The 16,619-nt window shown below is 67.5% G+C and carries 12 protein-coding genes and 1 tRNA gene; 12 read left to right on the plus strand and 1 reads right to left on the minus strand.

Features of this window, described 5'->3' with window-relative positions; translation table 11 throughout:
• Window positions 1-32: 32 nt before the first annotated feature.
• The 12 genes from IO33_RS0120465 to IO33_RS0120520 all read left to right on the plus strand — a co-directional run bounded on the left by IO33_RS0120465 (window position 33) and on the right by IO33_RS0120520 (window position 15,294).
• A tRNA-Trp gene (locus IO33_RS0120465) sits at window positions 33-105 on the plus strand.
• Window positions 106-212: 107 nt separating this feature from the next.
• A complete protein-coding gene (gene secE / locus IO33_RS0120470) occupies window positions 213-500 on the plus strand; it encodes a preprotein translocase subunit SecE (protein ID WP_031167031.1) in 288 nt (95 codons plus the stop codon).
• A gap of 80 nt (window positions 501-580) precedes the next feature.
• Window positions 581-1,444 (plus strand): transcription termination/antitermination protein NusG, encoded by an 864-nt coding sequence (gene nusG, locus IO33_RS0120475; RefSeq protein ID WP_031167033.1) that lies wholly within the window; start codon window positions 581-583, stop codon window positions 1,442-1,444.
• A gap of 169 nt (window positions 1,445-1,613) precedes the next feature.
• On the plus strand, window positions 1,614-2,048 hold the full coding sequence (gene rplK, locus IO33_RS0120480; RefSeq protein WP_031167035.1) for a 50S ribosomal protein L11: 435 nt from the start codon (window positions 1,614-1,616) through the stop codon (window positions 2,046-2,048).
• Window positions 2,049-2,150: 102 nt separating this feature from the next.
• Window positions 2,151-2,876: a 50S ribosomal protein L1 gene (rplA, locus tag IO33_RS0120485; protein WP_031167036.1), complete on the plus strand. Its 726-nt coding sequence runs from the start codon at window positions 2,151-2,153 to the stop codon at window positions 2,874-2,876.
• 193 nt (window positions 2,877-3,069) lie between these two features.
• Window positions 3,070-3,972 (plus strand): SCO4651 family lipoprotein, encoded by a 903-nt coding sequence (locus tag IO33_RS0120490; RefSeq protein WP_031167038.1) that lies wholly within the window; start codon window positions 3,070-3,072, stop codon window positions 3,970-3,972.
• A 29-nt stretch (window positions 3,973-4,001) separates the two neighbouring features.
• Complete coding sequence (locus tag IO33_RS0120495) at window positions 4,002-4,874, plus strand: SCO4651 family lipoprotein (RefSeq protein ID WP_031167040.1); 873 nt, start codon at window positions 4,002-4,004, stop codon at window positions 4,872-4,874.
• Between the two features lie 456 nt (window positions 4,875-5,330).
• Window positions 5,331-5,861 carry a 50S ribosomal protein L10 gene (gene rplJ, locus IO33_RS0120500; RefSeq protein ID WP_030601305.1) on the plus strand — a complete coding sequence of 177 codons (531 nt, stop codon included), beginning with the start codon at window positions 5,331-5,333 and terminating at the stop codon, window positions 5,859-5,861.
• Window positions 5,862-5,971: 110 nt separating this feature from the next.
• A complete protein-coding gene (rplL, locus tag IO33_RS0120505; RefSeq protein ID WP_031167044.1) occupies window positions 5,972-6,361 on the plus strand; it encodes a 50S ribosomal protein L7/L12 in 390 nt (129 codons plus the stop codon).
• Between the two features lie 591 nt (window positions 6,362-6,952).
• Window positions 6,953-10,438 carry a DNA-directed RNA polymerase subunit beta gene (gene rpoB, locus IO33_RS0120510; RefSeq protein ID WP_031167046.1) on the plus strand — a complete coding sequence of 1,162 codons (3,486 nt, stop codon included), beginning with the start codon at window positions 6,953-6,955 and terminating at the stop codon, window positions 10,436-10,438.
• Between the two features lie 97 nt (window positions 10,439-10,535).
• Window positions 10,536-14,435 carry a DNA-directed RNA polymerase subunit beta' gene (locus IO33_RS0120515; protein ID WP_031167048.1) on the plus strand — a complete coding sequence of 1,300 codons (3,900 nt, stop codon included), beginning with the start codon at window positions 10,536-10,538 and terminating at the stop codon, window positions 14,433-14,435.
• Between the two features lie 175 nt (window positions 14,436-14,610).
• Window positions 14,611-15,294 carry a hypothetical protein gene (locus tag IO33_RS0120520; protein ID WP_031167051.1) on the plus strand — a complete coding sequence of 228 codons (684 nt, stop codon included), beginning with the start codon at window positions 14,611-14,613 and terminating at the stop codon, window positions 15,292-15,294.
• A 16-nt stretch (window positions 15,295-15,310) separates the two neighbouring features.
• Here the strand turns inward: IO33_RS0120520 and IO33_RS0120525 are convergent, their stop codons facing one another.
• Entirely contained in the window at window positions 15,311-16,237 is a 927-nt protein-coding gene (locus tag IO33_RS0120525; protein ID WP_051926876.1) for a hypothetical protein, read from the minus strand.
• Window positions 16,238-16,619 lie beyond the last annotated feature (382 nt).

Genomic DNA, 16,619 nt, shown 5'->3' on the forward strand with positions numbered 1-16,619 from the left:
CGGTTGGATGCGGTACGTTGGGGGACACACAAAGGGTCGTAGCTCAATTGGTAGAGCACCGGTCTCCAAAACCGGCGGTTGGGGGTTCAAGTCCCTCCGGCCCTGCTACACACACCGCCAGGATGTGTGCGCATGTACGTACAGCAATGCACCGCCGTGCGGCTCAGAAACCGGGCGCGGCACGGCCATGACCCGGGACCAGGTGAGGACGAATGACGGACGCCGTGGGCTCCATCGACACGCCTGACGCCCAGGACGAGCTGCCGGAGTCCAAGAAGAAGGCCCGCAAGGGCGGTAAGCGCGCCAAGAAGGGCCCGCTGAAGCGCCTGGCCACCTTCTACCGCCAGATCATCGCGGAGCTCCGCAAGGTCGTCTGGCCGAGCCGTAACCAGCTGACGTCGTACACCACCGTGGTGATCTTCTTCGTCGCCATCATGATTGCGCTGGTGACCGTGATTGACTATGGGCTCAACCACGCGGCCAAGTACGTCTTCGGCTGAGCCAAGAGCGAAGGGCGCCGTGGCACCGGCGCCCGTTTTCGCATGTTCCACCCCTATGTATCCAGGAAGAAGCAGCCATCGTGTCTGACCCGAACCTGAACGACGAAGCCATCGAGCCTCGCGGGACCGCTGCCGAGATGGTGGACGACGAGCTCGACATCGTCGAGGGCGCGGACGAGCAGGACGAGTTCGAGGCTGCCGAGGCCGAGGCGGGGGAGCCGGCCGAAGAGGCGGCCCTGCACGTCGAGGACGAAGAGGACGAGGACGCCGAGGAGGCTGGCGAGGAGGCCGCCGCCGAGGCTGCCGAGGAGGAGCCGGCCGAGCCCGTCGACCCCGTCCAGGCCCTGCGCGAGGAACTGCGCACCCTGCCCGGCGAGTGGTACGTCATCCACACCTACGCCGGTTACGAGAACCGCGTGAAGACCAACCTGGAGCAGCGCGCCGTCTCGCTGAACGTCGAGGACTACATCTTCCAGGCCGAGGTGCCGCAGGAAGAGGTCGTCCAGATCAAGAACGGCGACCGCAAGACGATCAAGCAGAACAAGCTGCCGGGTTACGTCCTGGTCCGCATGGACCTGACCAACGAGTCCTGGGGCGTCGTCCGCAACACCCCGGGTGTCACCGGCTTCGTCGGCAACGCCTACGACCCGTACCCGCTGACCCTGGACGAGATCGTCAAGATGCTCGCCCCGGAGGCCGAGGAGAAGGCCGCCCGCGAGGCCGCGGAGGCCGAGGGCAAGCCCGCTCCGCAGCGCAAGGTCGAGGTCCAGGTGCTGGACTTCGAGGTCGGCGACTCGGTCACCGTCACCGACGGTCCGTTCGCCACGCTGCAGGCGACCATCAACGAGATCAATCCCGACTCGAAGAAGGTCAAGGGCCTGGTGGAGATCTTCGGCCGCGAGACGCCGGTCGAGCTCTCCTTCGACCAGATCCAGAAGAACTAGTCCTTTATTGGACTTCGTACTTCCGCGCAGGTCAGGCAGGCCGTCACGGTCCACCTGACCTGCACGGTTTTTAGCCGCGCATCTATACCCGTTATCGTTGTGCGGTATGCCTGCGTCAGGTCGCGATCCTTGCGCGGGCATGGACCCGAATGAAAGGACCCGGAGAGCTATGCCTCCCAAGAAGAAGAAGGTCACGGGGCTCATCAAGCTCCAGATCAACGCCGGTGCGGCGAACCCGGCCCCGCCGGTCGGCCCCGCGCTGGGTCAGCACGGCGTCAACATCATGGAGTTCTGCAAGGCCTACAACGCCGCGACCGAGTCGCAGCGCGGTTGGGTCATCCCGGTGGAGATCACGGTCTACGAGGACCGTTCCTTCACCTTCGTCACCAAGACGCCGCCGGCCGCGAAGATGATCCTCAAGGCTGCTGGTGTCGAGAAGGGCTCCGGCGAGCCGCACAAGACCAAGGTCGCCAAGATCACCGAGGCGCAGGTCCGCGAGATCGCCCAGACCAAGATGCCCGACCTGAACGCGAACGACCTGGACGCCGCGTCGAAGATCATCGCCGGCACCGCCCGCTCCATGGGCATCACGGTCGAGGGCTGAACCCCAACCCCCCAGTAGTCATGCGGCCGTAGCCGGTCGCACGTGGCAGGGCCTGCTCGGCCCAGGGACCACGACTCCTTTCAGAACACACAGGAGCAAGTTGTGAGCAAGCGCAGCAAGGCTCTCCGCGCTGCGGACGCCAAGGTCGACCGGGAGAAGCTCTACGCCCCGCTCGAGGCCGTCCGTCTCGCCAAGGAGACCTCCACGACCAAGTTCGACTCCACCGTCGAGGTCGCCTTCCGTCTGGGTGTCGACCCGCGCAAGGCCGACCAGATGGTCCGTGGCACCGTGAACCTTCCGCACGGCACCGGTAAGACCGCCCGGGTCCTGGTCTTCGCGACCGGTGACCGTGCCGAGGCCGCGCGTGCCGCGGGCGCCGACATCGTCGGCGCCGACGAGCTGATCGACGAGGTGGCGAACGGCCGTCTGGACTTCGACGCCGTCGTCGCCACCCCGGACCTCATGGGCAAGGTCGGCCGCCTCGGCCGCGTCCTCGGCCCGCGTGGTCTGATGCCGAACCCGAAGACCGGCACCGTGACCCCGGACACCGCCAAGGCCGTGACCGAGATCAAGGGCGGCAAGATCGAGTTCCGCGTCGACAAGCACTCGAACCTGCACTTCATCATCGGCAAGGTGTCCTTCGACGACACCAAGCTGGTGGAGAACTACGGCGCCGCGCTGGAGGAGATCCTCCGTCTGAAGCCGTCCGCCGCCAAGGGTCGCTACATCAAGAAGGCCGCCATCAGCACCACGATGGGCCCCGGCATTCCGGTCGACTCCAACCGCACCCGCAACCTCCTCGTCGAGGAGGACCCGGCCGCCGTCTGAGCCATGCGCTCCCCCCGGTAGCCGCGTCAGGTACGCGTGAGTAAGGGCGGGCCCTGCAACCTTCCAGGTGCGGGGTCCGTCCTTTCTTCGTACGAGCCTTTCTGTACGAGCCTTTCTTTGTACGAGCTTTCGCACGGCTGTCAGTGGCCTGGGCTACGGTGCAGGCACTCGACTCGCATGGGGGTAGGACAAGATGAAGAGCACGACGGCGCGCCGGATATCCCTGTCCGTGGCGGTGGTGGCCGCGCTGACCGGGGTGGCCGCCTGCGGTTCCGGGAAGGGCGACAAGGCGGCGGGCGGTGTCGCCATCCACATCAGCCCCATCGCCGCGCTGCGCAACGCCGAGCAGTCCACCGACAAGGCGGACTCGGCCAGGGTCCGCTCCACCACCTCCATCGGCAACCTGATGTCGATGACCGCGAACGGCGCCCTCACCTGGGGTGACGGCCTCAAGGGCAACCTCACCATCACCTACACCGGCGGCCAGATGGCCGAGCTGATGCGCAAGGCCGGCACGGCGTCGATGGAGGCCCGTTATCTGCCGGGTGCCTACTACGCCCACATGAGCGACGCGTACGCCCAGCACACGGGCGGCAAGCACTGGGTCAAGTACGCGTACGCCGATCTCGCCAAGCTCGGCGGCGCCTCCGGTTCGTACATGAAGGACCAGCTGCAGAACTCCACGCCGAACCAGTCCGTGAAGATGCTGCTGGCCTCCGGTGACGTGAAGAAGGCCGGCGAGGAGACGGTCTCCGGCGTCCGTACCACCCACTACTCCGGCACGGTGAACGTCGCGGACCTCGCGGGCAAGAGCGGCAACCTCAGCAAGGACCAGCTGTCGGCGCTGAAGCAGCAGCTCGACCAGGCGGGTGTCACCACCGACACCATCGACATCTGGGTCAACGACCAGAACCTGCTGGTGAAGAAGTCCGAGCGGGCCGACACGGCGCACGGCACCATGACCAGCACCGCCTACTACAGCGACTACGGCGTGAAGGTCTCCGCGGAGGCACCCCCGGCGAGCGACACCAAGGACTTCGCGGACCTGCTGAAGTCCGGCGGGACCGTCGCCGGCGGCGCGGGCACCCGCTCCTGAACACGGGGCCCCGGAACCAGAGGAAGGCCATGAGGCCGTCGAGGCCGTCCCCGCGCGTCCCGCGCGTCGCTCTCCTCGGCCTCGGCCTCGGCCTCGGTCTCGCTCTCGCCGGTGCGGCGGGCTGCTCGACGGCCGCCGGCGGCACGCGGGCGCCGGGCGGACCGGCAGCGGCGGCCGTGGACCGGGCCGTACGGCAGACCGAAGCCGCCGACTCGCTGCGCTACACCATCACCGGGCGGGCGCCCGAACAGGGGCGGATCCGGGCCGAGGGCTGGGTCGGCGCCCGGCCGGCGGTGGGCCGGGTGCGGATCACCACCCTCGGCGGCGCCGAGCCGGGCACCCTGGAACTGCGCCTGGTCGGCCGCCACTTGTACTCCAGCATGTCCGCCGAGGCAGTGCGCGAGTCCCACGGCAGGCACTGGCTCGACTTCGGGCCCACCGCGAAGTTCCGCTCGGGCGGGGGCCTGCGGGTGGACATGACCGCCATGCGCGACGAGGCCGGGCACAATCCGGTCCGGGAGGCCGCCTTTCTCACGGCCGCGAAGGACATCCACCGCACCGGTACCGAGACCGTCGAGCAGACCCGCACGACGCACTACACCGGCACGGTCACCGTGGCCGAGCTGCGCCGCCGACTGAGGGACCAGGACGGCCCCGGCCGGGCGGGCCGGCAGCAGAGCCTGGACGTGTACGCCAAGCAGGGCGTGGACGAGCTGACCCTGGACGTGTGGCTCGACGGCCGCGACCAGGTCAGCCGGCAGCGCGTGCGGGGCTTCGGCCGGCACGGCGAGTTCGACCTCACGGTCACCTTCCACGACGTCGGTGCCCCGGTGCGGGTCCGGGCGCCCGCCACCGCGGACACGGTGGACGTCCGCGAGCCGGCACACCGGCCCGGGCACTGACGCCCGAAGCCGCCACGGAGGGCCTCCACCCGGCTCTCCCGGCCCGGCCGGCACCAGAACACTCCGCCGGGCCTTCACGGCTCGCCGAGCACCGGAGGGCACCCGTCCGGCCCTCCCGGCTCAGCACCGGAGGGCACCGACCGGGCCCCTTCCGCGGCCGTGCCCTACCGGTTACGGGGCGATTTGCTCGGTGGCGTACCGGTCGCGTACTCTCTTCCAGAAGCCAAAGACCGCTGGTCGTTGCCGCGCTCTCGAACGAGGGTGCGGTGGCCGAAGGATCCGCTGAAAAGTGGGCGACCCGCGCAGGTGACTGTGGAAGAACTCCCGGAGTGCGCGCGCCGAGCGCGTGTGCGACCGGTCGAGTCCGCCCCGTGCGCCTGCGCCGGGGCGTTTCGTTTCCCCAGTCCTCCTTCGGGTCCGCGCGGTCCGAATCACCCGGAAGGAGGCCGAGGCTCTATGGCGAGGCCCGACAAGGCTGCCGCGGTTGCGGAGCTGACGGACAAGTTCCGCAGCTCCAACGCCGCCGTGCTGACCGAGTACCGCGGTCTCACCGTGGCGCAGCTCAAGACGCTGCGCCGGTCGCTCGGTGAGAACGCCCAGTACGCCGTGGTGAAGAACACGCTGACCAAGATTGCGGCCAAGGAGGCCGGGATCACGCTGGAGGACCAGCTCTTCGCTGGCCCGACGGCCGTCGCCTTCGTCACCGGTGACCCGGTGGAGTCGGCGAAGGGTCTGCGTGACTTCGCCAAGGAGAACCCCAATCTCGTCATCAAGGGCGGTGTCCTTGACGGCAAGGCGCTGTCCGCCGACGAGATCAAGAAGCTTGCGGACCTCGAGTCCCGCGAGGTTCTGCTCAGCAAGCTGGCCGGTGCCTTCAAGGCGAAGCAGTCCCAGGCTGCCTCCGTCTTCCAGGCGCTGCCGTCGAAGCTCGTCCGCACCGTGGACGCGCTTCGCGCCAAGCAGGCCGAGCAGGGCGGTGCCGAGTAACTCGGCTCGCTTTCTGACCCGCACCAACGGCGCGGGTCGCAGCGGGCCGACGTACGCCCGCCTTACCCAGTACATCCGGCACCTGCCGATTTAGTGGAAGGACCGCCATCATGGCGAAGCTCACCCAGGACGAGCTGCTTGCCCAGTTCGAGGAGATGACCCTCATCGAGCTCTCCGAGTTCGTGAAGGCCTTCGAGGACAAGTTCGACGTCACCGCTGCCGCTGCCGCCCCGGTCGTCATGGCCGGCGGTGTCGCCGGTGGCGCTGCCGCCGAGGCCGAGGAGGAGAAGGACGAGTTCGACGTCATCCTCACCGGCGCCGGCGACAAGAAGATCCAGGTCATCAAGGTCGTGCGTGAGCTGACCTCGCTGGGTCTGAAGGAGGCCAAGGACCTCGTCGACGGCACCCCGAAGCCGGTCCTCGAGAAGGTCAACAAGGAAGCCGCGGAGAAGGCCGCCGAGTCCCTCAAGGGCGCCGGCGCCTCCGTCGAGGTCAAGTAAGACCTTCCGGGTCCGCACGGACTCGAACGCGCGCCGACCGCAGTCCCGGGGCACCGTGAAAAGTGCCCCGTAGGGCTGTAACGCGAACGCACCGAAGAGCGATCATCCATCCGGGTGGTCGCTCTTCGGCGTATCCGGAGGACCGACCACGGTTGCCTTGCACTCGCGACGGCGAGGGGTATGGTGATCTTCGTCGTGTCTCCGGCCAGTCTCGTTTGGACTGAGGGGCCTTGACGAACCGCACGCAGCGCGCAATTCTCAGGACGCGTCGTCACAACGATCCGAATCCGAGGCATGGATCGACGGCGAAGAGGGCAGTATCAACGTGCGTTGAGGGCAGGCATGCCGAGGGCGTTGACGAGAGCGGTGAGCACAGCGAGGGTCTCGATAAACCCGCACTGGACATCAGTGTGCCAAGTGGCTACACTGACCCTTTGCGCTGCCTGTTAGCTGTCCCCTGCCCGTCACCAGGGGTCTGCCCTCACTCGAGCACCGATGACAAAAGCCCCCTCGACCTGGGGTTCTGTCTCTGTGTGCGGGGGAGGGGCCGGCACGCGCGTAGTGAGTCCGAGCCCTCGGAAGGACCCCCTCTTGGCCGCCTCGCGCAATGCCTCGACCGCGAATACGAACAACGGCGCCAGCACCGCCCCGCTGCGCATCTCCTTTGCAAAGATCAAGGAGCCTCTCGAGGTTCCGAACCTGCTCGCGCTGCAGACCGAGAGCTTTGACTGGCTGCTCGGCAACACCGCCTGGCAGAGTCGGGTCGAGGAGGCTCTGGAGAACGGTCAGGACGTCCCCACCAAGTCCGGTCTGGAGGAGATCTTCGAGGAGATCTCCCCGATCGAGGACTTCTCCGGGTCGATGTCCCTGACGTTCCGGGACCACCGCTTCGAGCCGCCGAAGAACTCCATCGACGAGTGCAAGGAGCGCGACTTCACGTACGCCGCCCCGCTCTTCGTCACCGCCGAGTTCACCAACAACGAGACCGGTGAGATCAAGTCCCAGACGGTCTTCATGGGCGACTTCCCGCTCATGACGAACAAGGGCACTTTCGTCATCAACGGCACCGAGCGTGTCGTGGTGTCCCAGCTGGTCCGTTCCCCCGGTGTCTACTTCGACTCCTCCATCGACAAGACCTCCGACAAGGACATCTTCTCCGCCAAGATCATCCCGTCCCGGGGTGCCTGGCTGGAGATGGAGATCGACAAGCGCGACATGGTCGGTGTCCGCATCGACCGCAAGCGCAAGCAGTCGGTGACCGTCCTCCTGAAGGCGCTCGGCTGGACGACCGAGCAGATCCTTGAGGAGTTCGGCGAGTACGAGTCCATGCGCGCCACCCTGGAGAAGGACCACACCCAGGGCCAGGACGACGCGCTGCTCGACATCTACCGCAAGCTGCGCCCGGGCGAGCCCCCCACGCGTGAGGCCGCGCAGACGCTGCTGGAGAACCTCTACTTCAACCCGAAGCGCTACGACCTCGCCAAGGTCGGCCGCTACAAGGTGAACAAGAAGCTCGGTGCGGACGAGCCGCTGGACGCCGGTGTGCTCACCACCGACGACGTCATCGCCACCATCAAGTACCTGGTGAAGCTGCACGCCGGCGAGACCGAGACGACCGGCGAGTCCGGCCGCTCGATCATGGTCGAGACCGACGACATCGACCACTTCGGCAACCGCCGTATCCGCAGCGTCGGTGAGCTGATCCAGAACCAGGTCCGTACGGGTCTCGCCCGTATGGAGCGTGTCGTGCGCGAGCGCATGACCACGCAGGACGTCGAGGCGATCACGCCGCAGACCCTGATCAACATCCGCCCGGTCGTGGCGTCGATCAAGGAGTTCTTCGGCACCTCGCAGCTGTCCCAGTTCATGGACCAGAACAACCCGCTGTCGGGGCTGACGCACAAGCGTCGTCTGAACGCCCTCGGCCCGGGTGGTCTCTCCCGTGAGCGGGCCGGCTTCGAGGTCCGTGACGTGCACCCCTCGCACTACGGCCGCATGTGCCCCATCGAGACGCCCGAAGGCCCGAACATCGGTCTGATCGGCTCGCTCGCCTCCTACGGCCGGGTCAACGCGTTCGGTTTCATCGAGACGCCGTACCGCAAGGTCGTCGACGGCCAGGTCACCGACGAGGTCGACTACCTGACCGCCGACGAGGAGGACCGCTTCGTCATCGCGCAGGCCAACGCCCCGCTGACCGACGAGATGCGGTTCGCCGAGGCCCGCGTGCTGGTCCGCCGCCGTGGCGGCGAGGTCGACTACGTCGGCGGCGAGGACGTGGACTACATGGACGTCTCGCCGCGCCAGATGGTGTCGGTCGCGACCGCCATGATCCCCTTCCTCGAGCACGACGACGCCAACCGTGCCCTCATGGGCGCGAACATGATGCGTCAGGCCGTGCCGCTGATTAAGTCCGAGGCGCCGCTCGTCGGCACCGGCATGGAGTACCGCTCCGCGGTCGACGCCGGTGACGTGGTCAAGGCCGAGAAGGACGGTGTGGTCCAGGAGGTCTCCGCGGACTACATCACCACCGCCAACGACGACGGCACGTACATCACGTACCGCCTGGCCAAGTTCTCCCGGTCCAACCAGGGCACCTCGGTCAACCAGAAGGTCATCGTCAACGAGGGCGACCGGATCATCACCGGCCAGGTCCTGGCCGACGGCCCGGCCACCCAGAACGGCGAGATGGCCCTCGGCAAGAACCTGCTCGTGGCGTTCATGCCGTGGGAGGGTCACAACTACGAGGACGCGATCATCCTGTCGCAGCGCCTCGTGCAGGACGACGTCCTCTCCTCGATCCACATCGAGGAGCACGAGGTCGACGCCCGTGACACCAAGCTCGGCCCCGAGGAGATCACCCGGGACATCCCGAACGTCTCCGAGGAGGTCCTCGCCGACCTCGACGAGCGCGGCATCATCCGTATCGGTGCCGAGGTCATCGCCGGCGACATCCTCGTCGGCAAGGTCACCCCGAAGGGTGAGACCGAGCTGACCCCCGAGGAGCGCCTGCTGCGCGCGATCTTCGGTGAGAAGGCCCGTGAGGTCCGTGACACCTCGCTGAAGGTGCCGCACGGCGAGACCGGCAAGGTCATCGGTGTGCGTGTCTTCGACCGCGAGGAGGGCGACGAGCTGCCGCCGGGCGTGAACCAGCTGGTCCGCGTCTACGTCGCGCAGAAGCGCAAGATCACCGACGGTGACAAGCTCGCCGGCCGCCACGGCAACAAGGGTGTCATCTCCAAGATCCTGCCGATCGAGGACATGCCGTTCCTGGAGGACGGCACCCCGGTCGACATCATCCTGAACCCGCTGGGTGTGCCGTCCCGAATGAACCCGGGACAGGTCCTGGAGATCCACCTCGGCTGGCTCGCCAGCCGCGGCTGGGACGTCTCCGGCCTCGCGGACGAGTGGGCCCAGCGCCTGCAGGTCATCGGCGCCGACCAGGTCGCCCCGCGCACCAACGTCGCGACCCCGGTCTTCGACGGTGCCCGCGAGGACGAGCTGGCGGGTCTGCTGCAGCACACCATCCCGAACCGCGACGGCGACCGCCTGGTCCTCCCGTCCGGCAAGGCGCGGCTGTTCGACGGCCGCTCCGGTGAGCCGTTCCCGGACCCGATCTCGGTCGGCTACATGTACATCCTGAAGCTGCACCACCTGGTCGACGACAAGCTCCACGCCCGCTCGACCGGTCCGTACTCGATGATCACCCAGCAGCCGCTGGGTGGTAAGGCGCAGTTCGGTGGCCAGCGCTTCGGTGAGATGGAGGTGTGGGCCCTTGAGGCCTACGGCGCCGCGTACGCCCTCCAGGAGCTGCTGACCATCAAGTCCGACGACGTCACGGGCCGCGTGAAGGTCTACGAGGCCATCGTCAAGGGCGAGAACATCCCCGAGCCCGGCATCCCCGAGTCCTTCAAGGTGCTCATCAAGGAGATGCAGTCGCTCTGCCTGAACGTGGAGGTGCTGTCCAGCGACGGTATGTCCATCGAGATGCGTGACACCGACGAGGACGTCTTCCGCGCTGCGGAGGAGCTCGGCATCGACCTGTCCCGGCGCGAGCCGAGCAGCGTCGAAGAGGTCTGACGGGAGTCCGGCGGGGCCCTCACCCACAGGGCCCCGCCGACCCCCAGGCCCCCGTTTCAGACCAAAGACTTTCGACCCTGAGAGGGATTGACGCATAGTGCTCGACGTCAACTTCTTCGACGAGCTCCGGATCGGCCTGGCCACCGCTGACGACATCCGTCAGTGGAGCCACGGTGAGGTCAAGAAGCCCGAGACCATCAACTACCGCACCCTGAAGCCCGAAAAGGACGGACTCTTCTGCGAGAAGATCTTCGGTCCGACCCGGGACTGGGAGTGCTACTGCGGCAAGTACAAGCGCGTCCGCTTCAAGGGCATCATCTGTGAGCGCTGTGGCGTCGAGGTCACCCGCGCCAAGGTGCGCCGTGAGCGGATGGGCCACATCGAGCTGGCCGCGCCCGTCACGCACATCTGGTACTTCAAGGGTGTCCCGAGCCGTCTGGGCTACCTGCTCGACCTGGCTCCGAAGGACCTTGAGAAGGTCATCTACTTCGCCGCGTACATGATCACGTACGTCGACGAGGAGCGCCGTACCCGCGACCTGCCCTCCCTGGAGGCGCACGTCTCGGTCGAGCGCCAGCAGATCGAGAACCGCCGCGACGCCGACCTCGAAGGCCGCGCCAAGAAGCTCGAGACCGACCTGGCCGAGCTGGAGGCCGAGGGGGCCAAGGCCGACGTGCGCCGCAAGGTGCGCGAGGGTGCCGAGCGTGAGATGAAGCAGCTGCGCGACCGTGCGCAGCGCGAGATCGACCGCCTCGACGAGGTGTGGAACCGGTTCAAGAACCTCAAGGTCCAGGACCTGGAGGGCGACGAGCTGCTCTACCGCGAGCTGCGCGACCGCTTCGGTACGTACTTCGACGGTTCGATGGGTGCCGCGGCGCTGCAGAAGCGCCTGGAGTCCTTCGACCTCGAGGAGGAGGCCGAGAGGCTCCGCGAGATCATCCGCACCGGCAAGGGCCAGAAGAAGACCCGTGCCCTCAAGCGCCTGAAGGTCGTCTCCGCGTTCCTGCAGACGTCCAACAGCCCCAAGGGCATGGTCCTGGACTGCGTCCCGGTCATCCCGCCGGACCTGCGTCCGATGGTGCAGCTGGACGGTGGCCGCTTCGCGACCTCCGACCTGAACGACCTGTACCGCCGTGTCATCAACCGCAACAACCGTCTGAAGCGGCTCCTGGACCTCGGTGCCCCGGAGATCATCGTCAACAACGAGAAGCGCATGCTTCAGGAGGCTGTTGACGCCCTCTTCGACAACGGTCGTCGCGGCCGTCCGGTGACCGGCCCGGGTAACCGCCCGCTGAAGTCCCTCAGCGACATGCTGAAGGGTAAGCAGGGTCGATTCCGTCAGAACCTGCTCGGTAAGCGTGTGGACTACTCCGCGCGTTCCGTGATCGTCGTCGGTCCGCAGCTGAAGCTGCACCAGTGCGGTCTGCCGAAGGCGATGGCGCTGGAGCTGTTCAAGCCGTTCGTGATGAAGCGCCTGGTCGACCTGAACCACGCGCAGAACATCAAGTCGGCCAAGCGCATGGTCGAGCGTGGCCGCACCGTCGTGTACGACGTCCTCGAAGAGGTCATCGCCGAGCACCCGGTGCTGCTGAACCGTGCGCCCACCCTGCACCGCCTCGGCATCCAGGCCTTCGAGCCGCAGCTGGTCGAGGGCAAGGCCATCCAGATCCACCCGCTCGTCTGCACCGCGTTCAACGCGGACTTCGACGGTGACCAGATGGCCGTGCACCTGCCGCTGTCCGCGGAGGCGCAGGCCGAGGCCCGCATCCTGATGCTGTCCTCGAACAACATCCTCAAGCCGGCCGACGGCCGTCCGGTGACGATGCCGACCCAGGACATGGTCCTCGGTCTGTTCTTCCTCACCACCGACGGCGAGCTGCGTGACACCAAGGGCGAGGGCCGGTCGTTCGGCTCCACGGCCGAGGCGATCATGGCGTTCGACGCCGGCGAGCTGGCGCTGCAGTCGCCGATCGACATCCGCTTCCCGGTGGGCACCATCCCGCCGCGCGGCTGGACCCCGCCGGTGCGCGAGGAGGGCGAGCCCGAGTGGCAGCAGGGTGACACCTTCCGCCTGCGGACCACCCTGGGCCGTGCGCTCTTCAACGAGCTGCTGCCCGAGGACTACCCGTTCGTCGACTACTCGGTGGGCAAGAAGCAGCTCTCCGAGATCGTCAACGACCTCGCCGAGCGCTACCCCAAGGTCATCGTGGCGGCGACGCTCGACAACCTGAAGGCGTCCGGCTTCTACTGGGCCACCCGTTCCGGTGTCACCGTCGCCATCTCCGACGTCGTCGTTCCCGAGGCGAAGAAGGAGATCGTCCGCGGCTACGAGGCGCAGGACGAGAAGGTCCAGAAGCAGTACGAGCGCGGTCTGATCACCAAGGAAGAGCGCACTCAGGAGCTCATCGCGATCTGGACCAAGGCGACCAACGAGGTCGCCGAGGCGATGAACGAGAACTTCCCCAAGACGAACCCCATCTTCATGATGGTTGACTCGGGTGCCCGAGGAAACATGATGCAGATGCGGCAGATCGCCGGTATGCGCGGTCTGGTGTCGAACGCCAAGAACGAGACGATCCCGCGTCCGATCAAGGCGTCCTTCCGTGAGGGCCTGTCCGTGCTGGAGTACTTCATCTCCACGCACGGTGCCCGTAAGGGTCTCGCGGACACCGCTCTGCGTACCGCCGACTCGGGTTACCTGACCCGTCGTCTGGTGGACGTCTCGCAGGACGTCATCATCCGCGAGGAGGACTGCGGCACCGAGCGCGGTCTCAAGCTGGCGATCGCCGAGCGCGGCGAGGACGGTGTCCTGCGCAAGACGGAGAACGTCGAGACGTCCGTGTACGCGCGCTGCCTCGCCGAGGACATCGTGGTCGACGGCAGGGTGCTGGCCCCGGCCGGTACCGACCTCGGCGACGTGCTCATCGACGAGCTGGTCAGGAACGGCGTCGCGGAGGTCAAGACCCGCTCGGTCCTGACCTGCGAGTCCGCCGTCGGCACCTGCGCGATGTGCTACGGCCGTTCGCTCGCCACCGGCAAGCTGGTCGACATCGGTGAGGCGGTCGGCATCATCGCCGCCCAGTCCATCGGTGAGCCCGGTACCCAGCTGACGATGCGTACCTTCCACACCGGTGGTGTGGCCGGTGACGACATCACCCAGGGTCTGCCGCGTGTCGTCGAGCTCTTCGAGGCCCGTACCCCGAAGGGTGTCGCCCCGATCTCCGAGGCGAGCGGCCGCGTCCGCATCGAGGAGACCGAGAAGACGAAGAAGCTCGTCGTCACCCCGGACGACGGCAGCGACGAGACGGCGTTCCCGATCTCCAAGCGTGCCAAGGTCCTGGTCAGCGAGGGCGAGCACGTCGAGGTGGGCCAGCAGCTCACCGTCGGTGCCACCAACCCGCACGACGTGCTGCGCATCCTGGGTCAGCGTGCCGTCCAGGTCCACCTGGTCGGCGAGGTCCAGAAGGTGTACAACTCGCAGGGTGTGTCGATCCACGACAAGCACATCGAGATCATCATCCGGCAGATGCTGCGCCGTGTGACGATCATCGAGTCCGGCGACGCCGAGCTGCTGCCCGGCGAGCTGGTCGAGCGCTCGAAGTTCGAGACCGAGAACCGTCGTGTGGTCCAGGAGGGCGGTCACCCGGCCTCCGGTCGTCCGCAGCTCATGGGTATCACCAAGGCCTCGCTGGCCACGGAGTCCTGGCTGTCGGCGGCGTCCTTCCAGGAGACGACCAGGGTCCTGACGGACGCGGCGATCAACGCCAAGTCCGACTCCCTGATCGGCCTCAAGGAGAACGTCATCATCGGTAAGCTCATCCCGGCCGGTACGGGTCTGTCCCGCTACCGCAACATCCGGGTCGAGCCGACCGAGGAGGCCAAGGCCGCGATGTACTCGGCCGTCGGCTACGACGACATCGACTACTCGCCGTTCGGCACCGGCTCCGGCCAGGCCGTTCCGCTGGAGGACTACGACTACGGTCCGTACAACCAGTAAGCGAGCAGCTTGACCGAAGGGCGGTCACCCGCGAGGGTGACCGCCCTTCGGCGTGCGCGGGCGTTCATTCGAGTGATCATGTGGTGTCGCTGGGCGCCGGCGGGAGGCTGACGCCGCCGACGTGCGAAGTTGAGGGGCGAGGAGCGGGCCGGACCGTAGCGGAGGTGCCGAGGTCATGATGTCTACTCGCACCCGCGCCGTCGCCGTGGTCGCGGCAGTCGCCGCCCTGGCGGGCATGACGGGCTGCAAGGACCCGAACGGGGCCGCGCCGGCCACGCCGAAGACCGGAGCCATGGCCACGCTGGCCCGCCTGTTCCCCGGCAGCAGTGCGAGCCGTAAGCCTCAGCAGATCCATATGCCGTCGGTGGGAGTGGGCAAGACGGCTGCCGGAAAGGTGGAGTTGGTCAACACCACGAGCCGGCCCATCACTGTCAACAGCGTCTCCGCCACCACGGGCCACGGCAAGGCGGCGATCGCCGAGGACGGCTGCACCCACGTCCAGGTGCCGTCCGGAGGCCGCTGCGAGGTCGAACTCCAGCACAGCGCGTCGCAGCCGGGTCCGTACACCGGGCAGCTGACCGCCGTCCTCTCGACGGGCCAGACGATCGTGGCGACCTTCCGGGGAGAGGCGCTCGGGTCCGTGACCACGACCCCGGTCTCCCCGGGGACGACCACACCGACTCCGGCTCCCGATCCCACGACCACGATCACAGAGCCCACCGGCACGGTGACCACCCAGTCGCCGACACCCCTGCCCGACACCACGGACACCGGGACCGGAACCCCGACGCCGACCACCCCGACGTCGACCGCGACCGCCCCGACGTCCACCGCCCCGGCCAGCGCCGGCACGACCTGAGCACCGCGCCTCCCGGTCACGCGCCGCGCAACTCCACCCAGACGCTGCCGTCGTCGGGCAGTACCACCACCATCCGGTCCGCGAAGCGGGAGGCGGAGGAGACCAGGTAGAAGCGGTTCGGGCCCTTCGCGATCAGGCTGAAGCCGCTGTACTGGAAGCGGTACGGCCCGTTCGCGGGGCCCCAGTCGTGGAATTCGATGTCCTGGGCATGGTGGGTGAGGCGAAGACGCGAGTGGACCACCACCGTCAGGCTCTGCCGATAGCCTCCGTCGGCCTCGTCCTGGGCGTCGCTGCGCCCCTCCGCCGTTGCGCACAGCGCCACCTGCAGGAACAGGCTCATCGCCAGCAGACCGAGGAGTACGGCACCGCCCGTCAGCCACAGCGTGTCGCCGGTACGGCCCTGCCGGGCGCCCCCGCTCCTGCTCTCGCCCAGACGCAGCTGCGTGGCGAAGAAGGCCACGGTGGCGCCGAGAGCGATGATCAAGGGCGACAGGAAGTCGAGCCACGGTCCGCCCGGCAGCCCGGCCAGCAGGTGGGTCATGTAGACGGGGAAGCCCACCAACGTCATGACCAGACCGACGGCGAGCAACCACCGGATCACCCTGCGCCGTCGTACCGCGTGATCGGGCTGGGCCAGGAACTGCGCGAGACGGCCGAACAGCAGCAGGACGACCGCCCCGCCGACCAGCAGGCACCACAGGGGCAGGAAGATCGGGCCCGGGGCGCTGGCGACCATGGCCTGGTAGGACAGCTGCAGATCGCCCACGGGCACCCCGAGTTCGCCGTAGTACTTCTCGGTGTAGGTGATGCCGATGTAGTAGAGCAGGCCCACCACGACGGTCCCCGGGGCCGCGATGTAGGCCGCCTTGTCGAGGAGCGACAGCTGCGGGGACGGCGGCGGCACCTGTGAGGAAGACGGACGGGGCACCTGCGGCGCGGACATGACCTCAGTCTGTCGACGGCCCCGGCCGCCCGCACGCGGTGCGCTCCGCCCGGCTGACCTGTCACACTGGCCGGCGTCGAGCGGATGGGAACGCGGATTCGAAGATCATCTAGGGTACGGGGACTTGACATTTCCCGCAGCCCGGGGCGGGTGAGCCGCATTTGTTTTGACCACAGCGAATGAGGTAGGTACGCTCAGACCTTGTGCCTGGGGTGTGCCCTGGCTCTCGTGCGTGCCTTCAGACCGCATGGCGAGCCGCGACCGGCCACCGTAATCTGCGCCCTTTTCGCCTTGCGGCGAGAATCTGCGGGATTCGACACACCCGACCGCGTGGGTCGGAGGCGTTCCAGGTTAGCTGTACCTATCGGCACACAGAAACCGG

It is taken from the genome of Streptomyces durhamensis (assembly GCF_000725475.1).
Classification (GTDB): Bacteria; Actinomycetota; Actinomycetes; order Streptomycetales; family Streptomycetaceae; genus Streptomyces; species Streptomyces filipinensis.

Bases quoted from the DNA above. Each gene is read 5' to 3' on its own strand.
- rplL (WP_031167044.1), top strand. From the start codon at position 5,972: ATGGCGAAGCTCACCCAGGACGAGCTGCTTGCCCAGTTCGAGGAGATG.
- IO33_RS0120490 (WP_031167038.1), top strand. From the start codon at position 3,070: ATGAAGAGCACGACGGCGCGCCGGATATCCCTGTCCGTGGCGGTGGTG.
- IO33_RS0120525 (WP_051926876.1), bottom strand. From the start codon at position 16,237: ATGTCCGCGCCGCAGGTGCCCCGTCCGTCTTCCTCACAGGTGCCGCCG.
- secE (WP_031167031.1), top strand. From the start codon at position 213: ATGACGGACGCCGTGGGCTCCATCGACACGCCTGACGCCCAGGACGAG.
- rplJ (WP_030601305.1), top strand. From the start codon at position 5,331: ATGGCGAGGCCCGACAAGGCTGCCGCGGTTGCGGAGCTGACGGACAAG.
- rplK (WP_031167035.1), top strand. From the start codon at position 1,614: ATGCCTCCCAAGAAGAAGAAGGTCACGGGGCTCATCAAGCTCCAGATC.
- IO33_RS0120495 (WP_031167040.1), top strand. From the start codon at position 4,002: ATGAGGCCGTCGAGGCCGTCCCCGCGCGTCCCGCGCGTCGCTCTCCTC.
- IO33_RS0120520 (WP_031167051.1), top strand. From the start codon at position 14,611: ATGATGTCTACTCGCACCCGCGCCGTCGCCGTGGTCGCGGCAGTCGCC.